Here is a 25,922-nt window from a genome sequence, read left to right as displayed (position 1 = left end):
TCCATGACATCCTCCCTACCGGAAAGTGCAGTCGACGACGAGCAGCAGGCGGAGGGGGGATGGATCTCATACCTGCGCCGCAACCGCCGTTATCTCTCGGCCCTTGGCACGCTATTTGTAATCGCTCTCTTCGGCTTTGCGATCTTTCACCTGACATCGGAAGTTCAATACGACGAAGTCGTTCAGGCCTTGGCGGATACCAGCTGGACGTCGGTCACAGCGGCGGTGTTTTTCACCGCATTGAGCTTTCTCGCGCTCACCTTCTATGATGTCGGTGCGCTCGACTATGTCAGGCGGAAACTGCCCTATGCCGACGTGGCACTGACGGCGGCCTCGGCATATGCGGTCGGCAACACCGCAGGTTTCGGAGCGCTCAGCGGCGGCGCCATCCGCTATCGTTCCTATTCGCGCCTCGGCATTGAACCCGAAAACATCGCCCGGATCATTGCCTTCGTGACGCTCGCATTCGGGCTTGGGCTACTGACGGTGACCTGCCTCAGCCTGCTTGCCGTCAGCGAGTATGTGGCGCCGATGACCGGGCTCGATCCATTGTTGCTACGCCTCATCGCAGCGGTCGTCCTCGGTGGCTTGTTCACGGTGTTTTACCTTGCGCGGGACGGACGCGAGGTCACGTTCGGACGCCTGACATTGCGGTTGCCGGATTCGCGCACCGTCTCGCGCCAGTTCCTGGTAACCGCGCTTGATCTCGCCGCCTCCGCGACGGTTCTCTACGTGCTCCTGCCCGCTGGAACGATCGGCTGGCCGGCCTTCCTCGCGGTTTATTCGCTCGCCGTCGGTGTCGGTGTTCTGAGCCACGTTCCCGCCGGTCTTGGCGTCTTCGAGACGATCATCATCGCAACGCTCGGCCACAATGCCGATGTCGATACCATCCTTGGCGCACTGGTCCTCTACCGTGTCATCTACCATGTGCTGCCGCTGGTGATCGCGATCGCCGTCGTCATCGGCATTGAGCTGCGGCAGCTTTCCGGCCACCCGGTCGCCTCGAGCGTGCGGCGCATCGGCGGGCGCATGACGCCGCTGCTGCTGGCCACGCTCGGGATCGTGCTGGCGATCATGCTGGTTCTTTCGAGCGTTACCCCGACCCCGGACCAGAACCTTGCATTCCTCGAAGGCCTGCTGCCCCTGCCGATCGTCGAAGGGGCTCATTTCCTTGCCAGCTTGCTCGGTCTGGCGCTCGTCGTCGTCTCCCGCGGACTTGCGCTGAGGCTGGATGGCGCCTGGTGGGCATCGATTGCGCTTGCGATCGCGGCACTCCTGCTGTCGCTGATAAAGGCGATCGCCGTGGTGGAGGCGGGCATGCTGGCCTTCTTCCTTCTGGGCCTTATCGTCAGCCGCCGCCTGTTCGTACGCCCCGCCTCGCTCTTCGGGCAGGCGCTGACGGTACCGTGGTTGACCGCGCTCGGGGTCATTTGCCTGGGCGCTCTGGTGGTGCTGCTGTTCGTCTATCGCGATGTCGAGTACAGCCACGAGCTCTGGTGGCAATTCGAATTCTCAGCCGAGGCGCCGAGAGGCTTGCGCGCCCTTCTGGGCGTCACGATCGGGGCGAGCATGCTGGCGATCTGGAGCCTGATGCGTCCGGCAACTGGGACCGCCGAGCCGGCCTCAGACGATGCGCTGGAGCGGGCACTGGCGATCGTCGAGGCGCAGGACATGTCCGACGCCAATCTGGTGCGCATGGGCGACAAGAGCATCCTGTTCGCCGCCGATGGGCGCGCCTTCATCATGTATGGCCAACGGGCGCGTTCCTGGATTGCGCTCTTCGATCCCGTCGGCCCGATCGACGCGTGGCCGGAGCTGATCTGGCAGTTCATCGAGAAGGCGCGTGCGGCCGGCTGCCGGGCCGTGTTCTACCAGGTTTCGGCGGAAGGCCTTGCCTATTATGCCGATGCAGGGCTGCGCGCCTTCCGTCTCGGCGAACTGGCGCGCGTCGATCTCGGCCGCTTCGAGATGAAGGGCGGAAAGTGGGCGAATCTTCGCCAGCAGGTGAGCCGTGCTCAGCGCGACGGGCTCGAATTTCGTGTTGTACTGCCGGGGGACGTTCGGGGCATCATGGCCGAGCTTACCGCCGTTTCAGATGCCTGGCTTGCGCACCACAACGCCAAGGAAAAGGGTTTCTCCCTCGGAGCATTCGATCCTGATTATCTGGCCGAGCAGCCGGTTGCGATCCTCACCTGTGCCGGACGCATCGTCGCCTTCGCCAATATTCTGGTGACCGCGACGAAGGAGGAGGGCACCGTCGACCTGATGCGCTTCTCGCCGGACGCGCCGAAGGGCGCCATGGATTTCCTTTTTGCCCAGGTGATGGAGTATCTGAAGGCGGAAGGCTTTCATGCCTTCAATCTCGGCATGGCGCCGCTGTCCGGCATGTCGACGCGTCAGATCGCGCCGGTCTGGGACCGGGCCGGCCGCACCTTCTTCGAGCACGGCGAACGCTTCTACAATTTCAAAGGTCTGCGCGCCTTCAAGTCGAAGTTTCACCCGCAATGGCAACCGCGTTATCTTGTCGCCAGCGGCGGCATCAACCCGATCCTCGCCTTGATGGACGCAACATTCCTGATTGGCGGTGGTCTGAAGGGAGTGGTGAAGAAATGATCGGTATCGCGAACCGCTGGAAATGCCTGGCCCCCGTGGCGCTTTTGCTGGCAGCTACCGTTCTTCCTGCCGCCGCCGAGGACGCGCCGAAGACCTATGATACGGGCATGATCCCGTCGCCGCGCATCCTGCTGCCGAAGGAGAAGGCGGCGGCACTCGTCGTGCTGCTATCGGATGCCGGTGGCTGGACGGACAAGGAGCAGGCGATCGCCGAGACGCTATCCGGTGACAAGGCGGTTGTGGTCGGCATCGATCTCAAGGCCTATCTCGCCTCGCTCGCGAAGGACGACGGCGATTGCATCTACATGGTCTCGGACATCGAGTCGCTCAGTCAGCAGGTGCAGCGGGCAGTCGGCACGGATGCCTATCAGCTCCCCATCGTCGCCGGCGTCGGCGCCGGCGGCGCGATGGCGCTCGCGATTGCCGCCCAGACGCCGCCTGCCACCATCGGTCAGACGCTGGCGATCGATCCGGAAGAGGGGATCGCGCTTGAAAAGCAGCTGTGCACCCCGGCCGAAAAGGTCAGAAAAGACGAGCGCATGGTCTATGGCCTGACGGACGGCGCGTTGCCGGATCCGGTCTCCGTCGTCTTTTCGCCGGCAGCTTCCACGGAGGGGCGTGCGCACGTGGCGGCGCTCGTTGCGAAACACTCTGACATCGCGCAAGAGGACAGCGACGACGACGCCTACACGGTATTGTCCGACCGCCTCACGGATATCATCGACAGCGAAAGCGATGCCGGCAATCCCTTCGGCCTGCCGCTGACCGTGCTTGAGGCGAAGCCGACGCGCGACACCATGGCGGTGATCTATTCGGGTGACGGCGGCTGGCGCGACATCGACAAGGAGGTCGGCGACGTCTTGCAGCAACAGGGCGTTCCGGTCGTCGGCTTAGATTCCCTGCATTACTTCTGGTCGGAACGGGACCCGCAGGCGACCGCGGACGACCTTGCCAGGGTCATGAGCTACTATCGCAAGCACTGGAACGTCCGCAACGTGCTGCTGATCGGCTACTCTTTCGGCGCCGACGTTTTGCCGCGCACCTTCAACCTGCTGCCATCAGGCGAGAAAGCCCATGTTCGCCAGGTGACGCTGATGGCCCTGTCGCACATGGTCGACTACAAGGTCTCCGTGCTCGGCTGGCTCGGCGCGGAAGGCGATGGCAAGGGCGGCGATCCACTCGATGACATCAAGCGCATCGATCCTGCGCTCGTACAATGCATCTACGGCACGGACGAAGAGGATGATGCGTGCCCCGAGCTCAAGGGCACCGGCGTTGACGTCATCGGCATAGACGGCGGCCACCACTTCGACGAGAACTATCCGGCACTGACAAGGCGCGTGCTCGACGCACTCGACCGGCGATTGGCGTCTGCGAAGTGAACGCTCGCGGTGGGACTTAACCCCCTCTGCCCTGTCGGGCATCTCCCCCACAAGGGGGAGATCGGCAAGTGGCGATTGCTCAGGCGCTCATTACCGTGCCGCCGGTAGCAACTCTACTTGGTAAGGAAAGCCTCATCCCCAATATCGATGCGGCGGGCGATATGGTTCAGTCGTAACGGGCGCGAGCCTCTAGCGAATCTCCCCCCTTGTGGGGGAGATGCCCGGCAGGGCAGAGGGGGTAGCCTTGGCGTTAGCCGAGCGTGACGCGCGATAGCTCTACATAGGTAACCGGAAAAAGCTGCGACGCGATCACGCCGCCGGCGAAATCAGCGTGCCCGTGGCCTCGAAGGCGCCGTCAGTCACAGCCCTGCCGTCCACCATGCGCACCTTGCCTTCGGCCATTAGCCTGAGCGCCATCGGATAGGTGCGGTGTTCGACAGTGAGAACCCGCGCAGCAAGACTGTCGGCGGTATCGCCAGGGAGCACCGGTACCACGGCCTGCGCGAGGATCGGGCCTTCGTCCATGCCTTCAGTGACGAAATGCACCGTGCAGCCGGCGACCTTCATGCCGGCGTCGATAGCCCGCTGGTGGGTGTGCAGGCCGGGAAACAGCGGCAGCAGGGACGGATGGATGTTGAGGATCCGTCCTTCATGGCGCTTAATGAACGTCGCCGACAGCAGCCGCATATAGCCGGCGAGGCAGATGATATCGGGCGACAGGCGATCGAGTTCGGCAAGGATCGCCTCTTCGTGGGCGTCCTTGCTCTCAAAATCCTTGCGCAGGAAACTGCGTGTGGCAATGCCGAGGGCTTCCGCCTTGGCAAGGCCGCCGGCATCCGCCTTGTCGGCGATGACCGCGACGATTTCGGCCGGAAATCCCGGTTCCGCCGCCGCCTTTGCGAGCGCCAGCATGTTGGAGCCGCCGCCCGAAATGAAGACGACGACCCGCTTCTTAGCTGACGTCACGTCGCTCGTCATAGGGCGAGGCTGCCCTTGTAAATCGTGCCGGCAGCACCTTCAGCGCGCGCGACCATCCGGCCGAGCGAAAACACCGTTTCGCCCTCGGCCGTCAGGACGGCCGAGACTTCGGCGGCCTTGTCGGCCGGAACGACGACGATCATGCCGACGCCGCAGTTGAAGGTGCGCAACATTTCATTGGCGGCGACGCCACCCGTCTGAGCGAGCCACGAGAACACCTTTGGCGCCTTGATCGCATCGAGGTCGATCTCGGCCGCCAGGTGCTTCGGCAGCACGCGCGGAATGTTCTCTGGGAAACCGCCGCCGGTGATGTGGGCAAGCGCCTTGATCGCTCCGGTTTCGCGGATCGCCTTCAGCAGCGGCTTCACATAGATGCGCGTCGGCGTCATCAGGAGATCGGCAAGCGTGCCTTCGCCGAACGGCGCCGGCGCGTCCCAGGCAAGGCCCGAGAGAGCAACGATCTTGCGCACCAGTGAATAGCCGTTGGAGTGAACGCCTGACGAGGCAAGGCCGAGGATGACATCGCCTTCGCCGATGTCACCGGCCGGAAGCAGCTGGCCGCGCTCGGCGGCGCCGACGGCAAAGCCGGCGAGATCATAGTCGCCGCCCGAGTACATGCCCGGCATCTCGGCGGTCTCGCCGCCGATCAGCGCGCAGCCGGCCTCCCGGCAGCCGGCGGCAATGCCAGCGACGATCGCAGCACCCTGGTCCGGATCGAGTTTGCCGGTCGCGAAATAGTCGAGGAAGAACAGCGGCTCGGCGCCCTGGACCACGAGGTCGTTGACGCACATGGCAACAAGGTCGATGCCGACCGTGTCGTGCTTGTTGGCGTCGATGGCGATCTTGAGTTTGGTGCCGACGCCGTCATTGGCAGCAACCAGAACCGGATCGGTGAAGCCCGCAGCTTTCAGGTCGAAGAGGCCGCCGAAGCCGCCGATCTCGCCGTCGGCACCGGGCCGGCGGGTCGAGCGCACATGCGGCTTGATCTTCTCGACCATGAGGTTGCCGGCGTCGATATCCACGCCCGCGTCGCTATAGGTGAGGCCGTTCTTTCCCGACTGGCTCATGCTCGTTCTCCAAGGCTCGTCGTGCGACAGGTATTTTGCGGATGCGATTGGCACGGCAGGCAAGGGAGTGCAAGCCGAGAGGCCGCGTTGACGGCGATTTTTCACCATTTTGCCCATATCCCACGGTGCAAGCCGACCCGAGAGTCGCCAAACCACGCCGGCTTGGGCCACCAGACTTGACCGGCGCCCGCACCGACCCCTATCTCCTTGCCAGGATTGTGATACGCAATAGGTGCGTGCGGCGCGCTGGAGCGAGATGAGGAAAAGTGTGTGCGGTTTTCCGCCCGCATCCCGCTCTCGCTTATGAAAAACGATCACGTTTATGATTTCAGGTCGATCCGACCTAAAATCATCGTGACCTAAAGGGATTGTCATGAATACGAAGGTCAGCGGTTCCGGATTACAGCGCCAGATTGTCTTCTGGCTGCTGGTGCTTGCCGCCTTCATCGCCTTCCTGATGGTCTTCAGCTCGATCCTGCTGCCTTTCCTCGCCGGCATGGCGCTCGCCTATTTCCTTGATCCGGTGGCCGACCGGCTGGAGCGCCTGGGCTTGAGCCGGCTGATGGCAACGGTCGTGATCCTGATCAGCTTCGTTGTGGTCTTCGTGCTGGCCCTGATGGTCATCATTCCCGTGATCGTCAGCCAGGCGTCGGATTTCATCGCCAACATCCCCGGCTATGCCGCCAAGCTGCAGGTGCTCGTCAACGAAGCGCAAACGCGGCTGATCCCGGACTGGCTGGCGAGCCAGATTCCATCGATCCAGCAAAGCTCCGGCAAGCTCCTGGAACAGGGGGCGGCCTTCGTCGGCACGCTCTTCCAGCAGATCTGGAATTCGGGCGTGGCGCTTCTTGACGTTATCTCGCTGCTGGTCGTCACGCCCGTCGTCGCTTTTTACCTGCTGCTCGACTGGGACCGGATGGTCGAGAAGGTCGACAGCTGGGTTCCGCGCGACTACGTCTCCGATGTGCGCCAGATCGCCCGTGACATGAACACCACGATCGCCGGCTTCGTACGCGGGCAGGGCTCGCTCTGCGTCATTCTCGGTCTCTATTATGGCATCGGCCTATCGTTGGTCGGCCTCAATTTCGGTCTGCTGATCGGCCTCTTTGCAGGCATGATCAGCTTCATTCCCTATGTCGGATCCCTGGTCGGTCTCGTTCTGGCCGTCGGCGTGGCTCTGGTCCAGTTCTGGCCGGACTATCTCTGGATCGGCCTCGTCCTTGCAATCTTCTTCAGCGGCCAGTTCATGGAGGGTAACATCCTCCAGCCGAAGCTGGTGGGCAAGAGCGTTGGCTTGCATCCGGTCTGGCTGATGTTTGCTCTGCTTGCCTTTGGTGCGCTCTTCGGCTTCGTCGGCCTTCTCGTGGCGGTTCCGGCGGCAGCGGCCATTGGTGTGCTTGTCCGCTTCGGCATCCAGCGGTACCTTGATAGCGATCTTTATCACGGGCACGGCAAAGCCGCGGAAAAGAAGGCAAAGGGCGATCAGGTCGCCTGATTTCCGACGATTGTCCCGAGTACAGCATGACAAAACGCCCCTTTGAACAATTGCCCCTGGCCTTTGGCCACGACCCCGCGACGGGCCGTGACGATCTGCTCGTCTCCGACCGGCTGAGCGCGGCGATCGCGATCGTCGATCACTGGCCGGACTGGCCCTCGCCGGTCGTCATCATTGCCGGGCCTGTCGGTTCAGGCAAATCGCACCTTGCCGGCATCTGGAAGGAGCGGGCAGGGGCTGAGGTGATCCATCCGGTTGCCGGCTCGGATGCCGCGCTGATTGCCACGGAAAAGCCTGTTCTCTTCGAGGATGCCGATCGCGGCGGCTTCGATGACACGACACTCTTCCACGTCATTAACAGCGTACGCCAGCACGGCACCGGGCTCCTGATGACGACGCGGCTCTGGCCAATGTCCTGGCCGGTTGCACTTCCCGATCTGCGCTCGCGCCTGAAGGCGGCGACCGTGGTCGAGATCGGCGAGCCGGACGACGAATTGCTGACGCAGGTGCTGATCAAGCTCTTTGCCGATCGCCAGCTCTTCGTCGACGAGCGGCTCGTCGGCTACATCGTCCAGCGGATGGAGCGGTCGCTGGAGGCGGCGCAGACGATCGTCGAGCGCATCGATCATCTGGCGCTTGCCCGCGGAACGAGGCTCACCCGCAGCCTTGCATCCGAAGTGCTGGAAGAGCTGGGAAATCAACGCCGGTCCGATTGACTGTCACAGAACCGTCGTCAAACTGGGTTAGCCGGTGCAGCCGGAGCAATGGGATCTGATGAGCATGGATAACGCGATATCTGCGGTGAACGAAAACCAGGCTGCGGCCGAAGACGTCGATCTGCTGACCAGCCCAAAGCGCTTCATCAATCGCGAATTCTCCTGGCTGCAGTTCAATCGCCGTGTGCTCGAGGAAACGCTGAACACCGCGCATCCGCTGCTCGAGCGCATCCGCTTCCTGTCGATCTCCGCGGCCAACCTCGACGAATTCTTCATGGTGCGCGTCGCTGGCCTCGAAGGGCAGGTGCGCCAGGGTCTTTCCATGCGTTCACCCGACGGCAAGACGCCGGTCGAGCAGCTCGAAGACATCTTGAAGGAAATCGACAACCTGCAGATGGAGCAGCAGGCCTCGCTTGCCGTCCTGCAGCAGTATCTCGCCAAGGAAGATATCCTGATCGTGCGCCCGGCGGCCCTGTCGGCGCAGGACAGGAGCTGGCTTGCCAACGAGTTTGATCAGTCGATCTTCCCGGTGCTGACGCCGCTTTCGATCGATCCGGCCCACCCGTTCCCGTTCATTCCGAACCTCGGCTTCTCGATGGGGCTGCAGCTCGTCAGCAAGACGGGCCGTGAGCCGATGACGGCGCTCTTGCGCCTCCCCGTCGCGCTCGATCGCTTCATCAGGTTGCCAGACGTCAAGAACGTCATCCGCTATATCACGCTTGAAGATATGGTCAGCCAGTTCATCGACCGCTTGTTCCCCGGCTACGAGGTCAAGGGTTCCGGTACGTTCCGCATCATCCGCGACAGCGATATCGAAGTGGAGGAAGAGGCCGAAGACCTCGTGCGCTTCTTCGAGACGGCGTTGAAGCGCCGCCGCCGCGGTTCGGTGATCCGCATCGAGACCGATTCGGAGATGCCGGCGTCGCTGCGCCAGTTCGTCGTGCAGGAACTCGGCGTCCCGGAAAACCGGATCGCCGTCCTGCCCGGGCTGCTTGCGCTCAACACTTTGTCCGAAATCACCAAGGCGCCGCGCGACGATCTGCGCTTCGAACCGTACAATCCGCGTTTCCCCGAGCGCGTGCGCGAACATGCCGGCGACTGCCTGGCGGCGATCCGCGAGAAGGACATGGTGGTTCATCACCCCTATGAATCCTTCGACGTCGTCGTGCAGTTCCTGTTGCAGGCGGCGCGTGATCCTGAAGTCGTCGCCATCAAGCAGACACTCTATCGCACCTCGAACGACAGCCCGATCGTGCGCGCGCTGATCGATGCGGCCGAGGCCGGCAAGTCGGTGACGGCGCTGGTCGAGCTCAAGGCGCGTTTCGACGAGGAAGCCAACATCCGCTGGGCACGCGACCTCGAGCGCGCCGGCGTCCAGGTCGTCTTCGGTTTCATCGAACTGAAGACCCACGCCAAGATGTCGATGGTGGTGCGGCGCGAGGAAGGCAGGCTCAGGACCTACTGCCATCTCGGCACCGGCAACTATCATCCGGTGACGGCGAAGATCTACACCGACCTGTCGTTCTTTACCTGCAATCCGGTGATCGCCCACGACATGGCGAACATCTTCAACTTCATCACCGGCTATGGCGAGCCGGAGGCGGGCATGAAGCTGGCGGTTTCGCCGCACACGCTGCGCCCGCGCATCCTGAAGCACGTCGACGAAGAGATCGAGCATGCCAAGGCCGGACGTCCGGCTGCAATCTGGATGAAGATGAATTCGCTCGTTGATCCGGAAATCATCGACGCGCTCTACAAGGCCAGCCGCGCCGGCGTCGAGATCGACCTGGTGGTGCGCGGCATCTGCTGCCTGCGCCCGCAGGTGCCTGGGCTTTCCGACAACATCCGTGTCAAGTCCATCGTCGGCCGATTCCTCGAACATTCCCGCATATTCTGCTTCGGCAACGGACATGGGCTTCCATCGGAAAATGCCCTTGTCTATATCGGCTCGGCGGATATGATGCCGCGCAATCTGGACCGGCGGGTCGAGACGCTCGTGCCTCTCATCAACCGGACTGTACACGAACAGGTTCTGTCGCAGATCATGCTGGGCAATCTCATCGACAACCAGCAGAGCTACGAAATTCTTCCCGATGGCACATCTCGCCGGATGGAGGTCGGCAAGGATGCCGAGCCTTTCAATGCGCAGCACTATTTCATGACCAATCCCAGCCTATCCGGCCGGGGTGAGGCCCTGAAGTCCAGTGCACCGAAGCTCATAGCCGGCTGGAAGAGCGGCTGGCACAAATAAACTGGAATTGCATGGTCGAATCTGAAGCGCAGGGGCGTCTGCCCGGCATCCGCCCGGTTTCTGTTATCGATATCGGTTCGAACTCCATCCGCCTTGTCGTCTATGAAGGCCTGAGCCGGTCACCGGCCATGCTGTTCAACGAAAAGGTGATGTGCGGTCTCGGCAAGGGCATCGATGCCACCGGCCGCATGGATGAAGATAGCGTCGAGAGTGCGCTGAAGGCGTTGCATCGCTTTCACGCGCTCTCGCAGCAGGCGCGCGCCACGCAGGTCTACGTGCTTGCCACCGCCGCCGCCCGCGAGGCGAGCAACGGCCCCGCCTTCATCGCAAAGGCCGAGGCGATCCTCGGCCACAAGGTCCGCATCCTTACAGGTGAGGAAGAGGCCTATTATTCTGCCATGGGCATCGTCAGCGGTTATCACGACCCGGATGGTGTGGTTGGCGACCTTGGCGGCGGCTCTCTCGAACTCGTCGAAGTCAGCGGCACGAGGATCGGCAAGGGCATCACGCTGCCACTTGGCGGCATCCGCCTGTTCGAGCACAGTAACGGCTCGCTGACGAAGGCGCGCACCTGGGTGCGGAAGTTCATGAAGAGCTCCGCCGTCCTGTGGACAGGCACCGGACGCACCTTCTACGCCGTCGGTGGCACCTGGCGCTCGATCGCGAAGCTGCACATGGAAACCCGCGACTATCCGCTGCACATGATGCAGGGCTACGAGATCTCCTTTGACGAGGCGATGGCGCTTCTGCCCGAAGTGATCGAGCCGAAGAACATCAAGCCGTCGGCCTATGCGACGATCTCGAAGAGCCGTCGTACATTGCTGCCATTCGGGGCGATCGCCATGCAGGAAGCGCTGTCGATCATGAAGCCGGAGCGGATTTCGTTCTCGGCGCTCGGCGTGCGCGAAGGCTATCTGTTCTCGCTGCTCAACGACCACGAGCGTGCGCAGGATCCGCTGCTGACGGCTGCGAACGAAATCGCCATCCTGCGCGCCCGTTCGCCGGAGCATGCCCGCGAACTCGCCGACTGGACCGGTCGCATGGTGCCGTTCTTCGGGGTCGAGGAGACGGAAGAGGAAAGCCGCTATCGCCAGGCCGCATGCCTGCTTGCCGATATCAGCTGGCGCGCGCACCCGGATTACCGTGGACTGCAGGCGCTGAACATCATTGCCCATTCGACGTTTTCCGGGATCACCCATGCGGGCCGCGCCTACATCGCGCTCGCCAACTACTACCGTTTCGAAGGGCTCAACGACGACGGGGCCACGAACGCGCTTGCGGGCATCACCACGCCACGCCTTCTCGAACTTGCAAAGTTGCTCGGCGGCCTGCTGCGCGTCGCCTATCTCTTCTCGGCGTCGATGCCGGGGATTGCGCGGCACCTGAGTTTCCGCAAGTCGTCTCAGCCTGACGTGGATCTCGAAATCGTCGTACCGGCTGCCTATTCGGAGTTCGCCGGCGAGCGGCTCGACGGGCGCCTGCAGCAACTCGGCAAGCTGACCGGCAAAAGGCTCTCGTTCCACTTCGAGAGCTAAGCCGAGAACGTTTGGAAGCGAAAAAGGCGCGCAGGCCCGGGCTTGCGCGCCTTTTCTTGATTATTCGGCCTTCAGGAAGTCGCTGACTTCGAGCAGCACGAATTCGTTGTCGTCGGCTTTGTCGAGTGCGCGACCGGCCGAGAAGGGCAGGTTGTTGTCGTTGCCGACGATGATATGGGTTTCATCGACGCGATCGACGTTCTCGATGGTGACGAAGGGCATGTCATAAAAGCCTTCGCCGCCGCCCTGGCGCTTCTTGTTGTCAGGATCTGCGATCTTCAACAGGTCGATGTAACCAATCTTGCGCACGGCCTTGCCAACATTGCTGTCGTCGAACGCGATCTTGTAGATGCGCTTGACCTTGGAACCGGTTGCGAAGCAATCCGGCTTCGGGTCCTTCGGATCGGCGCAGGCCTTGTCGACCGTGCCGGCGCCATTGTCGCGCTCGATGACCAGCGCGGTCTTCTCGTCGAGCATGTTGAAGTCGCCGATCGCCTCACCGCCTTCGGCCAGCGGATAGAGCCAGCTGCGGCCGGTCCAGGCCTTGGATGCGACATCGAGCTCGATGATGCGCAGCGCCGGGCGGCCTTCTGCCTGCTCGACCGTTTCGCCGTCGGTCCAGAGCGGGCCTTCGAGCAGGCCGTAGAGCTTGCTGCCATCCTTGGAAAGCGCCATGCCCTCGTAGCCGCCCGAACGTTTCAGGTTGAAGGCAGGCGTCTTCTTCGACGGGTCGGCCTGCAGCGTCAGTGTCGGGTTGTCGGGCGACAGGACAGGCTTGCCATCGACCGCCGTCGGGATCACGTCGGTGAGCCTGCCTTCTAGGTCGAACTTGAGAATGAAGGGGCCGAACTCTTCGCCGACCCAGAAGCCGTCGGCGACCGGCTGGATCGATTCGACGTCGAAATCGGCGCCGGTGAGATAACGCTTGTCCGACCCTTCCATGACGATCGGGAAGGGCGCCTTCTTGTCCGGGTCGGTCAGGAACAGCGTCTTCAGCGCTTCGACCTTGCCGGCGTCCCAGTTCATCTTCACGTGGTGCAACATCAGCATGGCGTCGGTGGAGTTCAGCTTGTTGCCGAAGCCGTTGTCGGAGAGGCTCCAGAAGGTGCCGTCTTCCATCGCCTTGATGCCGGAGAAGCCCTGCATCGGTTGGCCGTTGAAGGGCAGCGACAGGCCGGTCAGGCGCACGCCGTCCTTGCCCGGCACGGTGCCGAGCGCTTCGGCGCGCTTGCGGTCCGGCGTGGTGAACTTGCCTGAGGTCTTCAGGTAGTCGGGCGCGTCCGACGGGGCGGAGATGATCGTGTTTGCCGGAAGGATCGCGTGACCCTTCAGGGTCGCGGTGAAGGACTTTTCCTCGGCCGAGGCGGCCATCGTCATCAAAAGAGAAAGAGCCGCGGTGGCGAGAAGCGTTTTCGTCATGAAATTCACCATGGGTTTGAGCCAAAGACGGCAACCCGTAGGCGGCTTTGATGACGGTTGGGTGATGCTTGCTTTACAGCCCGATGAAGCTTTGGTGACGGGCTCAGCCTGCGATTGCGAGGCTTGCCCAGCGCCCGGGCGTGATGCCGTAGGCGCGCTTGAAATGACGGGTGAAATGCGCCTGGTCGGCAAAGCCGGTTTCGAGTGCAGCACCTGCGAGGCTCTCGCCCTTGGCGATCATCTGGCGCGCCCGCTCCAGCCTGCGCATCAGCAGGTAACGATGCGGGCTGGTGCCGAGGACTTTGCGGAACTGCCGAGCCAGCGTAAAGCGGTCAAGGCCGCTCACCGCCGCGAGTTCCTGGGAACCGACGGGCCGTTCGAGATTGGCGCGAAGGAATTCGGTCGCCTCCAGAACGGCGTGCTTGTCGGCCTTTCCGGGCTTGATGTCCTTGGTGCCGGCATGCCGGTAAAGGCCCTCGGCAATCCGCACCAGGATGTCGTCAAGGGCCAGTTCGTCGATGCCGTTGTCGAGATCCATGACGGCTTCTCCGACCGCCTGCCGCAGGGCCTCATCACCCACCACCGGTGCTGCAACGAAGGGCAGGGAGCGGCCCGTTTCGTCAAGTGCTGCGAGTAACCGTTCCGGCTGCAGGTACATCATCCTGTAGCGCAGGCCGACCTCCGTTCCCGCGCCGCCATCGTGCACTTCGTCCGGGTGAAGGATGATGATGCTCCCAGGTCGGCTGAAACGGCTTTCACCGCGGTACTGGAACGTCTGGATGCCACCCAGCGTCACGCCGATCGCATAGGTGTCGTGACGGTGCGGTTCGAAGAATTTCCCGTGTAGGCGCGCTTCGATGCGCTCGATGCCATCGACGGCACGCGCAACCCGAATGCCGTCGCCGCGCATGCCGCACAATCGTTCAAGATCGAATGCGGCATCCTCCGATAATGCGTCTTCCGGCACGCCCTGCCGGGCTGAAATGGAGATGGCCGTCATGTTCGATACCAAATTTGCAATCGTCTTGCGCGAGGACCTGGCTACCTGGCAGAAGCTGAACGTCACCGCCTTCCTCGCCACAGGGATTGCCGGGCAGAAGCCCGACATCATCGGAGAAGATTATCGCGACGGCGCCGGCAACGTCTACAACGCGCTAAGCGTTCAGCCGATCATCGTGTTAGCTGCAGATGGGAAGACACTCGGCAACATTCAACGGCGCGCGATAGAGAGGGACGTGCGTGCATCGATCTATGTCGACGCCATGTTTGCCACGGGCCATGACAGTGCCAATCGGGCGGTCTTCGCCGAGACCCGTCCGGACGAGGCCGCCGTCGCCGGCATCGCTATCCATGCCGACAAGAAGCTTGTCGACAAGATCATCAAGGGCGCGAAACTGCACGGCTGATGGGGCTTGGAGCCCCGACAATGACTATTCAGCTGGACTGGGTGCAGGGGCGGTGACGGGCATCGAGCCGCCCACCCGCAGCGCCAGCACGCCGAGCTTCTGGCCGCGCCCCTTGATGGCGTGCTCGCCGAGATCCTCGACCCGGACATAGTGCGGCAGGCGCATCTTGCGTGCGAGGTCGGTGGAGATCAGCACCTGGTGGCCGAGCGTCTTGCAAAAGCCCTCCAGCCGAGCGGTGGTGTTCACGGTGTCTCCGAAATAGGTGATCTTGTGCCTGTCGAGGCCGATTTCGGCGGCGACGATGGTGCCGCCATGAAGGGCCGCGCGCAGCCGCGGGACCTCGCCGAACTCCTTTTGCCAGCGGTGCGCGTCCGCATTGATGACTTCAAGAATGTCGAAGACGCAATGGACGCAAGCCGCGTTGTTGGTGGCGCGGTCGAAGGGCCAGGTAATGACGGCGGCGTCGCCGACATAGTCGTCGATGGAGCCGCGATAGCGCAGCACGGGGTCGGCAATCGTCGCGAACAGCTTGCCGAGGTATTCCTGCATGCGCAGGTCGCCATTGCGTTCGGCATAGGAGGTCGAACCGGCGAGATCGATGAACAGGAAGACGCGCTCCTCTTGGATCGGTCTGCGGTACCGCCCCGTCAGAAGGCTCAGGAACACGTCGCGCCCCAGCAGTTCGCGAACCCTGAGAATGAAGACAAGCGATCCCGAAATGCCGAGCGCGAAGATGAGGACGGTCTTGGACGGCGTCATCGCCTCCATCCAGTTGTCCTCCATAACGCCACTCGCCTGCATGATCAGGCCGGCGGTCGCGTAGCCCACGTCGAGAAGCACGAAATAGATCGCGAGCGAAGCGACGAAGAAGACGGGAGTCGAGAAGGCATGGATCCGCCGATTAAGGCGCCGGAAAATGACGCGCCGTTCGAAGGCGACAATCGGGATGCACATGAAAAGCGCGTAGGTTGCACCGATCAAAGCGCCCTTCCCATAGAAAACCCAGGCGTAGACGGCTCCGGCGCCCGCGACGAAGAGCAGCAGGAGAAGTCCTTCGAAAGTGGAGAAGCGCCAACGCATGCGGAAAGCCCCGGTACCGGAAGAAGCGGCATCCGTGTCAGTCGGCACGAGCTACCGCGCCGGCTCCACGCCTTGTCACCTCGTTTGAGGCGACGGTGATTCTGTTTCGCCGGGCTTTCAGCTAGAGCCGGATTCGGGCGGAAACTTGTCTCCGCCCTTTAAGGCTCAGCCGCGAGTTCTACCGCCTCGATCTTCTTGTCGACGAAGCGCAGGGCGACTTCACCATTGATCAGCTTCAGTGCCGTTTCGCCGAAGAGTTCGCGCCGCCAGCCCTTGAGCGCCCCGACGTCGGCCTTCTCGCCTTCGGCCGCTATTCTGTCGAGATCCTCGCTGTTGGCGATGATCTTGGCAGCCACACCTTGCTTCTCGGCGATAAGCTTCAAAAGAACTTTCAGCATCTCGCTCGCGGCAGCCGCCCCCTCCGGCGTGTGGCTCTGACGCGGCAGTTTCGGCAGATCTGTCTTGGGGATGGCGAGGGCCTCATTGACGGCTTCGGTGACGGCCGCTCCAGCGCTCGAACGTTCCCAGCCCTTCGGAATGGTTCTGAGCCGTGCCAGCGCCTCGGTATCCTTCGGCTGCTGCTGGGCAATTTCGTAGATGGCGTCGTCCTTAAGGATGCGGCCGCGCGGCACGTTGCGGGCGCGCGCTTCGCGCTCGCGCCAGGCGGCGACGGTCTTCAGGACGGCGAGTTCGATCGGCTTCTTGACGCGCATCTTCAGGCGCTGCCAGGCGTCGTCAGGGTGCAGGTCGTAGGTGTCCTGGGCCTCAAGGATCGCCATCTCTTCGGTCAGCCAGAGCGAACGACCCTCGCGCTCGAGTTCTGCCGTCAGATACTTGTAGATATCGCGCAGATGGGTGACGTCGGCCAGCGCATAGTCGAGCTGCTTGTCGGTCAGCGGCCGGCGGCTCCAGTCGGTGAAGCGCGATGACTTGTCGATCTGCGTGCCGGTGACCCGGTTGACGAGCTGGTCGTAGGAGACGCTGTCGCCGAAGCCGCAGACCATGGCTGCGACCTGCGTGTCGAAGATCGGGTGCGGGATGAGATTGCCGAGATGAAAGATGATCTCGATATCCTGGCGTGCGGCGTGGAACACCTTGACGACTTCAGTGTTGGCCATCAGCGCGAAGAAGGGCGAAAGGTCGATGCCTTTGGCCATCGGGTCGACGATGACGGCAAGATCCGGGCTCGCCATCTGGATCAGGCAGAGCTCCGGCCAGAAGGTCGTCTCGCGCAGGAATTCAGTATCAATCGTAATATAATTTGAGCGGGCCAGCTGCTGGCAGGCGGCCTCTAGGTCTACGGTTGTTTCAATCATCAGATTTAAATCACTGTGGCGAAAATGCGGCTGGGATTTCGTGTAGCCCGTCGCGGCATCTGTCACAATCGAAATTCTCAGACGACCTTGAAATAACCCGTCATGCCGGTCTTTTGGTGCTCGATGATGTGGCAATGGACGACCCAATCGCCCAAATTGTCTGCCACAAGCGCCACTTCCGCCTGTTCGTCGGGCAAAAGCAGGATCGTGTCGGTCGGCGGCGGCAGAAAGGTCCGCTTGTTGGAATTGAGAATGCGGAAGCTCAAGCCGTGCAAATGGATCGGATGCGCATGCGGTGTCCGATTGGCGATCTGGAGCACGTAGCTCTTGCCGAGCTTCATCTCCTCGATCGGTGCGATCGGGTCTGGGGTGTCGCCCGGCCACGGCACCTTGTTGATCGCCCAGAAGGTGTAGCCGAGCGAGCCGCAGATCGAAGGGGCCGCCTTGTGTTCGGCGGTTGCCGTGAGATCGATCGGCACGCGCGTGGCAACGGACAGGTCGGCTTCTGCGATCGGGTTGGCGGGCAGGGGGACAACATCGCGCAGATCGCGTTTCAGCGAAGCGCCGGTCGCTCGGAAGCGGGCAATGGTCCAGGGATGCGATCCGCGGAAATTGCCGAGCGCGACAGTCTGGCCCTCGACGTCGGGCATGCGCAGCGCCAGATCGATACGCTGGCCGGGACCGAAATCGTAGCGGTCGAGCGCGAAAGGTTTGTCGACGGAGTTGCCGTCGAGCGCGATCACCATCGCCGCGGCGCCATCGAGGCCGATCGTATAGATGCGTGTAACGTCGGTGGCCGCGATCCGCACCCGCACCAGCCCGCCGGCCGGCGCGTCGTAGGTCGGCTCCTGCTGCCAGTTGGCGGTGCGCACCGTGCCATAGGTCCCGCCGCGGGCCGCATCCCGCGGTTTGAACGGGTCGATGAAGGCCCCGCCTGTGCCCAGTCGCCAGTCGCGCAGGTTCAGCACGATCTCGGCATCGAAGACCGGATCGTCGGGATTCTCGACGACGATGACACCGGTGAGACCGCTGCCCATCTGGGTCAGCGTGTTGCAGTGCGGGTGGTACCAGAAGGTGCCGGCATCCGGCGGCGTGAACACATAGTCGAAGGGATCATACGGATAGACGTAGGGCTGCGTCAGTTCGGGCACGCCATCCATCGCATTGGCGATCCTCAGCCCGTGCCAATGCACCGTCGTTGGTTCGTCGAGCCGGTTGATGAGGCGCGCGGCATAGGGTTCGCCCTTGCGCATGCGCAGCACGGGCGGCATGCCGTTCACCGGCGCCTCTCCCAATCCATAGGTCATGATCTTCGGCGTGATCCCGTCGCCGGCGATTTTCGCTTCCGTCAGCTGCGCCGTCAGGATCTGCGGATCGGGCGCGGCGCCTGCCCGCGCCGCCATGCCGGCGCCAAGCGCGAATGCGCCTCCGAGGGCTGCAGAGCCTTGAAGAAAGGTGCGGCGATTGATTACGGGCATTTCGGCAATCTCGACAAGCGGTTAAGTTGTCATCGGTTCTAAACCTGATTGCGGCAATCAGCAATTCGCCGAGCCGCGCGCATCTTGCCGCAGGCTGTTCAACCGTCCTTGCGCTTGTGGTTACCGGCCGCCAGCTTGTTGAAGAACGACGAGGTGCGCAGCAGGTTGCGGAACGGCATAGCCCGCGCCGCAGCCGGTACCGGGCCGCGCGCAATCATGCGCTGCAACGTGTAGAGCATGAACAGGAAGAGGATGGCGGCGGTATAGATGAACAGCGCCTGGGGTCCGAAGAGGTCGAGCAGGAAGGAGGCAAACAGCGGCCCGATGATCGCGCCGAGCGACCAGAAGAACAGCATGCCGGCGGAAACGAGCGCGTGCTGGCCCTCCGCCGCATGGTCGTTGGCGTGGGCGGAGCACAGCGAATAGAGCGGCATGGCGAATGCGCCGAACAGGAAGATGCCGGCAAAGTTCAGCCATTCGTCGTTGCCAGCGCCAAAGGCGAGGAACAGGCCGGCGAGCAGCGAACCAAAGGTGGCAATCAGGATGATCAGACGGCGGTCGATCTGGTCGGAATAGTGGCCGAGCGGGTACTGCAGCACGACGCCGCCAATGATGCCGGCACTCATGAAGGTGGCGATTGCGGTCACCGAAAGGCCAATGCCTTGCGCATAGATCGGCCCGAGCGAGCGGAAGGCGGCGTTGGTCAGGCCGACGACGATGCAGCCGACGGTCGCAAGCGGCGAGATGTTCCAGAGCGCCTTGACGTCGAAGCGGATGGCTTCCGGTGCGACCGGGCTCGACCGGTCTGCAAAGGAAATCGGCACCAGCGACAGCGTCAGCGCCATGGAGATGATGGCGAAGAGTTCGAAGCCGCCGAGACCGATGCCGGGGATGACATATTGCGCCGCCGTCACTGAGCCGAGGTCGACGAGGCGGTAGACCGAAAGCGTGCGCGCCCGGTTGGCATTGGTGACGCTGGCATTGAGCCAGCTTTCGACGGTTGCAAAAAGACAGGCAAAACAGATGCCGGCCAGGAGCCGCATCAGGAACCACATCAGCGGATTGATGACGAGCACCATCGAGATCGCCGCCGCGGACGCAATCGCCGCCATGGCCGAGAAGGTACGGATGTGGCCGATCGAGCGCAGGATGCGGGTGACGTAGACGCAGCCGAGTGCGAAGCCGATGTTGTAGCCGGCCCCGACGACGCCGATCAGCGATGTCGAGAAACCTTCTTCCAAGGCGCGAAGCGAGATGAAAGTCCCCTGCAGGCCATTGCCGCCGATGAGGATGCCTGCGGTAACGAGAAGGGGGATGAGCGGGCGAATCTGAGACATGGGGCAGGCGACATCCGGAAATCGGCCGCGACTCGGGGATCACAGCGGGCCTTCGTTTGTGTAGCCGCGCATTCGGCCGTCGGACAGCCCCGAATTGTGACGGTTGCCGTTCTTTTCGCGGCATTTCGGCTTGCTCTCGCTACAAGCGCCCTTGGACTGGCCGTTTCCTTCGTCTACAACGCACCTCCATCGGGGGCGGCAGCGGCTGCGCGGCTTGACAAAGGCGGCGCATCATGCGCTTTTCCGCCCGATTTTGACCATGTGCCGCGCGCCGTGTCCCACGAGCCTGCGCGGCCCTTTCGCAATTCCGGGATAAGACGATGCATCGTTACCGCAGCCACACCTGTGCCGCCCTCCGCAAGTCGGACGTCGGCTCCACCGTTCGCCTCTCCGGCTGGGTTCACCGCGTCCGCGACCATGGCGGGCTGCTCTTCATCGACCTGCGCGACCACTACGGTATCACGCAGGTCGTCGCGGATCCGGACAGCCCGGCATTCAAGGCGGCCGAAACCGTTCGCGGCGAATGGGTCGTGCGCATCGACGGTCTCGTCAAGGCGCGCATGGACGACACCGTCAACAAGGGCATGCCGACGGGCGAAATCGAGCTCTACGCTCAGGAGATCGAGGTTCTCTCGGCCGCCAAGGAACTGCCGCTGCCAGTCTTCGGCGAGCCTGAATATCCGGAAGACGTGCGCCTCAAGTATCGCTTCCTCGACCTGCGCCGCGACACGCTGCACAAGAACATCGTCAAGCGCACCCAGATCATCTCGTCGATGCGCCGTCACATGGGCGACGTCGGCTTTACCGAATACACGACGCCGATCCTGACCGCGTCGTCGCCGGAAGGCGCGCGTGACTTCCTCGTGCCGTCGCGCATCCATCCCGGCAGCTTCTACGCGCTGCCGCAGGCGCCGCAGCAGTACAAGCAGCTGCTGATGGTTGCCGGCTTCGACCGTTACTTCCAGATCGCACCGTGCTTCCGCGACGAAGACCCGCGCGCCGACCGCCTTCCGGGCGAATTCTACCAGCTCGACCTCGAAATGAGCTTCGTCGAACAGGAAGACGTCTGGTCGACCATGGAGCCGGTCATCCGCGACATCTTCGTCGAGTTTGCCGACGGCAAGCCGGTGACGGAGACGTTCCCGCGCATTCCCTATGACACGGCGATCCGCAAATACGGCTCCGACAAGCCGGACCTGCGCAACCCGATCGAGATGCAGGCCGTCACGGAGCACTTCGCCGGCTCCGGCTTCAAGGTGTTCGCGAACATGATCGCGTCGAACCCGAAGGTCGAAGTATGGGCGATCCCGGCCAAGACCGGTGGCTCGCGCGCGTTTTGCGACCGCATGAATGCCTGGGCGCAGAGCCAGGGCCAGCCGGGCCTCGGCTACATCTTCTGGCGCAAGGAAGGCGAGAAGCTCGAAGGTGCCGGTCCGCTCGCCAAGAACATCGGCGAGGAGCGCACCGATGCGATCCGCACCCAGCTTGGTCTGGACGATGGCGACGCCTGCTTCTTCGTCGCCGGCGATCCCGCGAAGTTCTACAAGTTTGCCGGCGAAGCCCGCACCCGCGCCGGCGAGGAACTGAACCTCGTCGACCGCGACCGCTACGAATTCTGCTGGATCGTCGACTTCCCGTTCTACGAATGGCTGGAAGACGAGAAGAAGATCGACTTCGCCCACAACCCCTTCTCTATGCCGCAGGGTGGTCTGGAAGCGCTGAACGGCGAAGACCCGCTGTCGATCAAGGCCTACCAGTACGACATGGTCTGCAACGGCTTCGAAATCGCCTCCGGCTCGATCCGTAACCAGCTTCCCGAAGTCATGGTCAAGGCATTCGAGCTCACCGGCAAGTCGCAGCAGGAAGTCGAAGATCAGTTCGGCGGCCTCTACCGCGCCTTCCAGTACGGCGCACCGCCGCATGGCGGCATGGCCTTCGGCATCGACCGCATCGTCATGCTGCTCGTCGGCGCCAAGAACCTGCGCGAGATTTCGATTTTCCCGATGAACCAGCAGGCCGTCGACCTGCTGATGGGTGCGCCGTCCGAGGCGACGCCTGCCCAGCTGCGCGAACTGGCGATCCGCCCGATCCCGCAGAAGAAGGATTGAGGTCGGATAGACCCGATCAAAAGAAAAGCCCGGCGATCGTCTCGCCGGGCTTTTTCATTTCCGCGTTTGATCCCGGTTCAGCGCTTGCCGTAGACGGCGTCACGAACATCGTGCGTAAACTGGCCCCACATGCCCTCGAAGGTCGTGTTGGTCATGGCGACGACGGTGATCTTTTCGACCGGGTCGACGAACCAGTTGTGGCCATAGGCGCCGCCCCACTGGATCGTGCCTTTCGATTGCGGCGTGCCCGCCGCCTCAGGGTCGACGAGCACGGCCCAGCCGTAGCCGAACCCCCAACCTGGCCCCTGCGTCTGCGCCTCAGGGCCGGTTTGATCCTGCATCATCGTCGTCACCGTTTCGCCTGATAGGATAGGGCTGCCACCCTTGCGGATGGTCTCGAGGAAGGTCAGCACATCCTTTGCGGTGCCGGCCATGCCGGCGCCACCCGAAGGGAATTGCTTGGCATCTAGGATGCGGTCCGGCGAGAACATCAACTGGCCTTCGCCGATCGGCACGGCGATGCTTCCCTCCATGCGTTTCGGTTCCGGCGAACCGTCGAAATAGGCGGCGGTCAGCCTTTCAGATGGCTTTGTCGAGAAGCCTGCGCCGGTGATGGACAGCGGAGCGACGACCAGTTCGTCGACGGCCTTGTCGAGCGTCTTACCGGTCGCCTTCTCGATGACGCTGCCAAGAACGTCGATCGCCAGCGAATAGCGAAAGGTCTTGCCCGGTTCGGAGGCGAGCGGAACACTGGCGAGACGCTTCAGGTTCTCGTCGAGCGAGATATCGGTGAGATCAAGACCGTCGGAGACGCCGGCCTTGGCATAGGAGCCGCCAGGCGATTGGAAGAAGCCGTATTCAAGCCCCGCCGTATGGTTGAGCAGATGACGAACAAGGATCGTCGCCGGTTTGCCGTCGAACGTCGGATGGAAATCCGGGAGCCACTTGCTGACCGGATCGTCAAGTGTGATCCGCCCCTCTTCGACGAGACGCATGGCCGCGGCCGTCACGAACGGCTTGGTGACGGACGCGAAGCGGAAGATGTCATCTTCCTTCTCCGCCCGGCCAGCCTCCCGGTCGGCCTGCCCGGCGGCGCGGGCGTAGACCAGTTCGCCGTCGCGGGCGACGAGGATCACCGTGCCGACGATGCGCTTGTCGGCGATCGCGCGGTCAATCACCGGGTCGAGCCGTGCACGAAGCGATGCGCTTTGATCGTCTGCAAATGCGGGAGCGGCGAGCAACATGCCCAGCAGTGCGGCGCCTTTCAGGTGGAGACTCATCGGACAAATCCCTCTATAATCACAATGACCATTCCTGAATACGCCAGGACTTACGAGAATTCTAGAGTGACCATTGTGAAAAATAGCAATTCGGCAGAATCTTCTGCGCGTCGCCGTGGACGACCGCGTGCGTTCGATCGTGACGTCGCTCTGGCCGCGGCCGGCGAGACCTTCTGGCGGCTCGGCTACGAGGGCGCCTCGATAGCCGATCTGACCGCGGCCATGGGGATCACGCCGCAAAGCCTCTATGCCGCCTTCACCTCAAAGGCGGATCTTTATCGCGAGGCGCTTGAACAGTATCGGCAGGAGGAGGGGGCTGCGGCGGGCCGCAGTCTCGCCAGCGAAGGGCATGTGGTCGAGGTGATCGGCAAGATGCTGCGTGCCTCGGCACATGAATTCACACTCCCCGGCCGACCGAAGGGCTGCATGATCTCAACCGCGGTGCTGACCTGCGCCGTCGAGAACCAGGCGATCGCAAAGCACGTATCTGCCCTGCGCGGCGAGACGCTGGCGCTGCTGGAGCATCGTCTCAGGCAGGGCGTCGTTGACGGGGAACTGGGCGCGGAAACGGACGCCGCCGGGCTTGCGCGCTTCGTCGGCGCGATCCTCCAGGGTATGACGGTCCAGGCGCAGGACGGCGCCAGCGAAACGGAACTCCTGCAGATCGCCGAACTGGCGATCGGCGAGGTCGCACGTCACCGGCAGCCCTCTTCCTGAAAGAATGAGACGCGGAACCTGTCAGAAGTCCATGCCGGGGCCAGTCGGCAGCGCGGGACCGTTCTTCTTTGCCTTCTCGGCGACCATGGCCTCGGTTGTTACCAGCAGTCCCGCCACGGAGGCCGCGTCCTGCAGAGCGGCGCGCACCACCTTCACGGGATCGATGACGCCCATGCGGAAGAGATCGCCGTACTCACCCGTCTGGGCGTTCCAGCCGTGGGCGAAGTCGCTATTTTCCCGAAGTTTGCCGACGATGACCGAGCCTTCGGCGCCGGCGTTCTCGGCGATCTGGCGCACCGGCATCTCGAGCGCGCGTCGTACGATTTCAACGCCGACGCGCTGATCGTCATTGGCGGCCTTAAGCCCGTCGAGCGCATGGACGACCCGGAGCAACGCGACGCCGCCGCCAGGCAGTATCCCTTCCTCCACTGCGGCCCGCGTCGCATGCAGCGCATCGTCGACGCGATCCTTCTTCTCCTTGACTTCGACTTCGGTCGAGCCGCCCACGCGGATCACAGCAACGCCGCCGGCGAGCTTGGCAAGCCGTTCCTGCAACTTTTCCCGATCGTAGTCGGATGTCGTGTCCTCGATCTGCGCCTTGATCTGGCTGACGCGTCCTTCGATATCCGGCTTGCCGCCTGCGCCGTCGACGATCGTTGTATTTTCCTTCTCGACCATGACCCTCTTGGCGCGGCCGAGGGTGTCAAGTGTCACGTTTTCGAGCTTGATACCGAGGTCCTCGGAGATGACCGTGCCGCCCGTCAGGATCGCGATGTCCTCAAGGATCGCCTTGCGCCGGTCGCCGAACCCCGGCGCTTTGACAGCAGCAATCTTCAGGCCGCCGCGTAGCTTGTTGACGACGAGCGTGGCGAGTGCCTCGCCCTCCACGTCCTCGGCGATGATCAAAAGCGGCCGGCTTGCCTGGATCACCGATTCGAGGATCGGGATCATCGCCTGCAGGTTGGAAAGCTTTTTCTCGTGGATCAGGATGTAGGGGTCCTCGAACTCGACCCGCATCTTCTCCTGGTCGGTGACGAAATAGGGGGAGAGATAGCCGCGGTCGAACTGCATGCCCTCGACGATTTCGAGTTCGATCTCGGCGGTTTTGGCTTCCTCGACGGTGATCACCCCCTCATTGCCGACACGTTCCATGGCCTTTGCCAGGTAGCGCCCGATTTCCGTATCTCCATTGGCAGAGATCGTGCCGACCTGAGCGATCTCGTCGTTGTTGGAGATCTTGCGAGCATGGGTCTTCAGTTGCGCGACGACGGCATCGACAGCAAGGTCTATGCCGCGTTTCAGATCCATCGGGTTCATGCCCGAGGCGATTGCCTTGACGCCTTCCTTGACGATGGCTTGCGCCAGCACGGTGGCCGTCGTCGTGCCGTCGCCGGCGACATCGCTGGTGCGTGAGGCCACCTCTCGCAGCATCTGCGCGCCCATGTTTTCGAACTTGTCTTCGAGTTCGATCTCCTTGGCGACCGAGACGCCGTCCTTGGTGATGCGCGGCGCGCCGAAGGCCCTTTCGATGACGACGTTGCGGCCTTTCGGACCGAGTGTAACCTTTACCGCGTCGGCCAATATGTCGACACCGCGCAGCATCCGGTCGCGGGCATCGCTACTGAACTTGACTTCCTTGGCAGCCATTGTTGACCTCCCTCAACACGAAACACCTGGCTTCATGCGCCCGTCGCCCAACACCGGGCAACCTTGCCTGCAATCGATCGCCTCAGGACAGTACCGA

The 25,922-nt window shown here is 62.8% G+C and carries 19 protein-coding genes; 9 read left to right on the top strand and 10 right to left on the bottom strand.

Annotated features, from left to right (window positions below; translation table 11 throughout):
- Positions 1-3: 3 nt before the first annotated feature.
- Positions 4-2,613, top strand: coding sequence for a bifunctional lysylphosphatidylglycerol flippase/synthetase MprF (gene mprF / locus BBX50_RS22340; RefSeq protein WP_065777495.1), 2,610 nt, complete (start codon positions 4-6; stop codon positions 2,611-2,613).
- On the top strand, positions 2,610-3,995 hold the full coding sequence (locus BBX50_RS22335) for an AcvB/VirJ family lysyl-phosphatidylglycerol hydrolase (protein WP_083213766.1): 1,386 nt from the start codon (positions 2,610-2,612) through the stop codon (positions 3,993-3,995). Before mprF ends, BBX50_RS22335 begins: the two co-directional genes overlap by 4 nt.
- Before the next feature lie 309 nt (positions 3,996-4,304).
- On the opposite strand, the gene purN is transcribed toward BBX50_RS22335, so the two are convergent.
- A complete protein-coding gene (gene purN / locus BBX50_RS22330; RefSeq protein WP_139108469.1) occupies positions 4,305-4,973 on the bottom strand; it encodes a phosphoribosylglycinamide formyltransferase in 669 nt (222 codons plus the stop codon).
- Complete coding sequence (purM, locus tag BBX50_RS22325; protein ID WP_065777494.1) at positions 4,970-6,040, bottom strand: phosphoribosylformylglycinamidine cyclo-ligase; 1,071 nt, start codon at positions 6,038-6,040, stop codon at positions 4,970-4,972. The genes purN and purM overlap by 4 nt, the downstream gene beginning before the upstream one ends.
- 373 nt (positions 6,041-6,413) lie before the next feature.
- On the opposite strand from purM, the gene BBX50_RS22320 reads away from it, so the two are divergent.
- From BBX50_RS22320 to ppx, 4 genes are all read left to right on the top strand, one after another.
- On the top strand, positions 6,414-7,535 hold the full coding sequence (locus tag BBX50_RS22320) for an AI-2E family transporter (RefSeq protein WP_065777493.1): 1,122 nt from the start codon (positions 6,414-6,416) through the stop codon (positions 7,533-7,535).
- Between the two features lie 26 nt (positions 7,536-7,561).
- Positions 7,562-8,251 carry a DnaA regulatory inactivator HdaA gene (gene hdaA, locus BBX50_RS22315; protein WP_065777492.1) on the top strand — a complete coding sequence of 230 codons (690 nt, stop codon included), beginning with the start codon at positions 7,562-7,564 and terminating at the stop codon, positions 8,249-8,251.
- A gap of 64 nt (positions 8,252-8,315) precedes the next feature.
- Positions 8,316-10,502, top strand: a complete 2,187-nt coding sequence (locus tag BBX50_RS22310) for an RNA degradosome polyphosphate kinase (RefSeq protein WP_065777547.1) — start codon at positions 8,316-8,318, stop codon at positions 10,500-10,502.
- Positions 10,503-10,513: 11 nt separating this feature from the next.
- Positions 10,514-12,037, top strand: coding sequence for an exopolyphosphatase (gene ppx / locus BBX50_RS22305; RefSeq protein ID WP_065777491.1), 1,524 nt, complete (start codon positions 10,514-10,516; stop codon positions 12,035-12,037).
- 60 nt (positions 12,038-12,097) lie between these two features.
- Here ppx and BBX50_RS22300 read toward each other — a convergent pair whose 3' ends face one another.
- Positions 12,098-13,456 carry an esterase-like activity of phytase family protein gene (locus tag BBX50_RS22300; RefSeq protein WP_065777546.1) on the bottom strand — a complete coding sequence of 453 codons (1,359 nt, stop codon included), beginning with the start codon at positions 13,454-13,456 and terminating at the stop codon, positions 12,098-12,100.
- 103 nt (positions 13,457-13,559) lie between these two features.
- Positions 13,560-14,456 (bottom strand): AraC family transcriptional regulator, encoded by an 897-nt coding sequence (locus tag BBX50_RS22295; RefSeq protein ID WP_065777490.1) that lies wholly within the window; start codon positions 14,454-14,456, stop codon positions 13,560-13,562.
- Here BBX50_RS22295 and BBX50_RS22290 point away from each other — a divergent pair.
- Positions 14,455-14,862 carry a DUF2000 family protein gene (locus tag BBX50_RS22290; protein WP_065777545.1) on the top strand — a complete coding sequence of 136 codons (408 nt, stop codon included), beginning with the start codon at positions 14,455-14,457 and terminating at the stop codon, positions 14,860-14,862. The genes BBX50_RS22295 and BBX50_RS22290 overlap by 2 nt on opposite strands.
- 24 nt (positions 14,863-14,886) lie before the next feature.
- Here the strand turns inward: BBX50_RS22290 and BBX50_RS22285 are convergent, their stop codons facing one another.
- The 4 genes from BBX50_RS22285 to BBX50_RS22270 all read right to left on the bottom strand — a co-directional run bounded on the left by BBX50_RS22285 (position 14,887) and on the right by BBX50_RS22270 (position 20,073).
- The gene (locus tag BBX50_RS22285; protein WP_065777489.1) at positions 14,887-15,942 is read right to left on the bottom strand and encodes an adenylate/guanylate cyclase domain-containing protein; all 1,056 of its coding nucleotides are present in this window, start codon (positions 15,940-15,942) and stop codon (positions 14,887-14,889) included.
- A gap of 158 nt (positions 15,943-16,100) precedes the next feature.
- Positions 16,101-17,258, bottom strand: a complete 1,158-nt coding sequence (gene rnd / locus BBX50_RS22280) for a ribonuclease D (protein WP_065777488.1) — start codon at positions 17,256-17,258, stop codon at positions 16,101-16,103.
- Positions 17,259-17,335: 77 nt separating this feature from the next.
- A complete protein-coding gene (locus BBX50_RS22275; RefSeq protein WP_065777487.1) occupies positions 17,336-18,736 on the bottom strand; it encodes a multicopper oxidase family protein in 1,401 nt (466 codons plus the stop codon).
- A gap of 98 nt (positions 18,737-18,834) precedes the next feature.
- A complete protein-coding gene (locus tag BBX50_RS22270; protein ID WP_065777486.1) occupies positions 18,835-20,073 on the bottom strand; it encodes an MFS transporter in 1,239 nt (412 codons plus the stop codon).
- 320 nt (positions 20,074-20,393) lie between these two features.
- On the opposite strand from BBX50_RS22270, the gene aspS reads away from it, so the two are divergent.
- The gene (gene aspS, locus BBX50_RS22265) at positions 20,394-22,181 is read left to right on the top strand and encodes an aspartate--tRNA ligase (RefSeq protein ID WP_065777485.1); all 1,788 of its coding nucleotides are present in this window, start codon (positions 20,394-20,396) and stop codon (positions 22,179-22,181) included.
- 77 nt (positions 22,182-22,258) lie between these two features.
- Here the strand turns inward: aspS and BBX50_RS22260 are convergent, their stop codons facing one another.
- A complete protein-coding gene (locus BBX50_RS22260) occupies positions 22,259-23,425 on the bottom strand; it encodes a serine hydrolase domain-containing protein (protein WP_065777543.1) in 1,167 nt (388 codons plus the stop codon).
- Between the two features lie 102 nt (positions 23,426-23,527).
- On the opposite strand from BBX50_RS22260, the gene BBX50_RS22255 reads away from it, so the two are divergent.
- The gene (locus tag BBX50_RS22255; protein ID WP_201723509.1) at positions 23,528-24,178 is read left to right on the top strand and encodes a TetR/AcrR family transcriptional regulator; all 651 of its coding nucleotides are present in this window, start codon (positions 23,528-23,530) and stop codon (positions 24,176-24,178) included.
- 21 nt (positions 24,179-24,199) lie between these two features.
- Here BBX50_RS22255 and groL read toward each other — a convergent pair whose 3' ends face one another.
- The gene (groL, locus tag BBX50_RS22250; protein ID WP_065777484.1) at positions 24,200-25,825 is read right to left on the bottom strand and encodes a chaperonin GroEL; all 1,626 of its coding nucleotides are present in this window, start codon (positions 25,823-25,825) and stop codon (positions 24,200-24,202) included.
- Positions 25,826-25,922 lie beyond the last annotated feature (97 nt).

The sequence above is a fragment of the Ensifer sp. LC11 genome, assembly GCF_001695835.1.
Taxonomy (GTDB): domain Bacteria; phylum Pseudomonadota; class Alphaproteobacteria; order Rhizobiales; family Rhizobiaceae; genus Ensifer.
Note: the sequence above shows the minus strand (reverse complement) of the source record. Positions and strands in the feature narration are given on the sequence as shown.

What these genes read in the sequence shown, in the direction of transcription:
- rnd (WP_065777488.1), bottom strand. Translation starts at nt 17,258, where the DNA reads ATGATTGAAACAACCGTAGACCTAGAGGCCGCCTGCCAGCAGCTGGCC.
- purM (WP_065777494.1), bottom strand. Translation starts at nt 6,040, where the DNA reads ATGAGCCAGTCGGGAAAGAACGGCCTCACCTATAGCGACGCGGGCGTG.
- BBX50_RS22275 (WP_065777487.1), bottom strand. Translation starts at nt 18,736, where the DNA reads ATGCCCGTAATCAATCGCCGCACCTTTCTTCAAGGCTCTGCAGCCCTC.
- BBX50_RS22260 (WP_065777543.1), bottom strand. Translation starts at nt 23,425, where the DNA reads ATGTTGCTCGCCGCTCCCGCATTTGCAGACGATCAAAGCGCATCGCTT.
- BBX50_RS22290 (WP_065777545.1), top strand. Translation starts at nt 14,455, where the DNA reads ATGTTCGATACCAAATTTGCAATCGTCTTGCGCGAGGACCTGGCTACC.
- purN (WP_139108469.1), bottom strand. Translation starts at nt 4,973, where the DNA reads ATGACGAGCGACGTGACGTCAGCTAAGAAGCGGGTCGTCGTCTTCATT.
- BBX50_RS22335 (WP_083213766.1), top strand. Translation starts at nt 2,610, where the DNA reads ATGATCGGTATCGCGAACCGCTGGAAATGCCTGGCCCCCGTGGCGCTT.
- ppx (WP_065777491.1), top strand. Translation starts at nt 10,514, where the DNA reads ATGGTCGAATCTGAAGCGCAGGGGCGTCTGCCCGGCATCCGCCCGGTT.
- BBX50_RS22320 (WP_065777493.1), top strand. Translation starts at nt 6,414, where the DNA reads ATGAATACGAAGGTCAGCGGTTCCGGATTACAGCGCCAGATTGTCTTC.
- BBX50_RS22310 (WP_065777547.1), top strand. Translation starts at nt 8,316, where the DNA reads ATGGATAACGCGATATCTGCGGTGAACGAAAACCAGGCTGCGGCCGAA.
- groL (WP_065777484.1), bottom strand. Translation starts at nt 25,825, where the DNA reads ATGGCTGCCAAGGAAGTCAAGTTCAGTAGCGATGCCCGCGACCGGATG.
- BBX50_RS22270 (WP_065777486.1), bottom strand. Translation starts at nt 20,073, where the DNA reads ATGTCTCAGATTCGCCCGCTCATCCCCCTTCTCGTTACCGCAGGCATC.
- BBX50_RS22300 (WP_065777546.1), bottom strand. Translation starts at nt 13,456, where the DNA reads ATGACGAAAACGCTTCTCGCCACCGCGGCTCTTTCTCTTTTGATGACG.
- aspS (WP_065777485.1), top strand. Translation starts at nt 20,394, where the DNA reads ATGCATCGTTACCGCAGCCACACCTGTGCCGCCCTCCGCAAGTCGGAC.
- mprF (WP_065777495.1), top strand. Translation starts at nt 4, where the DNA reads ATGACATCCTCCCTACCGGAAAGTGCAGTCGACGACGAGCAGCAGGCG.
- BBX50_RS22285 (WP_065777489.1), bottom strand. Translation starts at nt 15,942, where the DNA reads ATGCGTTGGCGCTTCTCCACTTTCGAAGGACTTCTCCTGCTGCTCTTC.
- hdaA (WP_065777492.1), top strand. Translation starts at nt 7,562, where the DNA reads ATGACAAAACGCCCCTTTGAACAATTGCCCCTGGCCTTTGGCCACGAC.
- BBX50_RS22295 (WP_065777490.1), bottom strand. Translation starts at nt 14,456, where the DNA reads ATGACGGCCATCTCCATTTCAGCCCGGCAGGGCGTGCCGGAAGACGCA.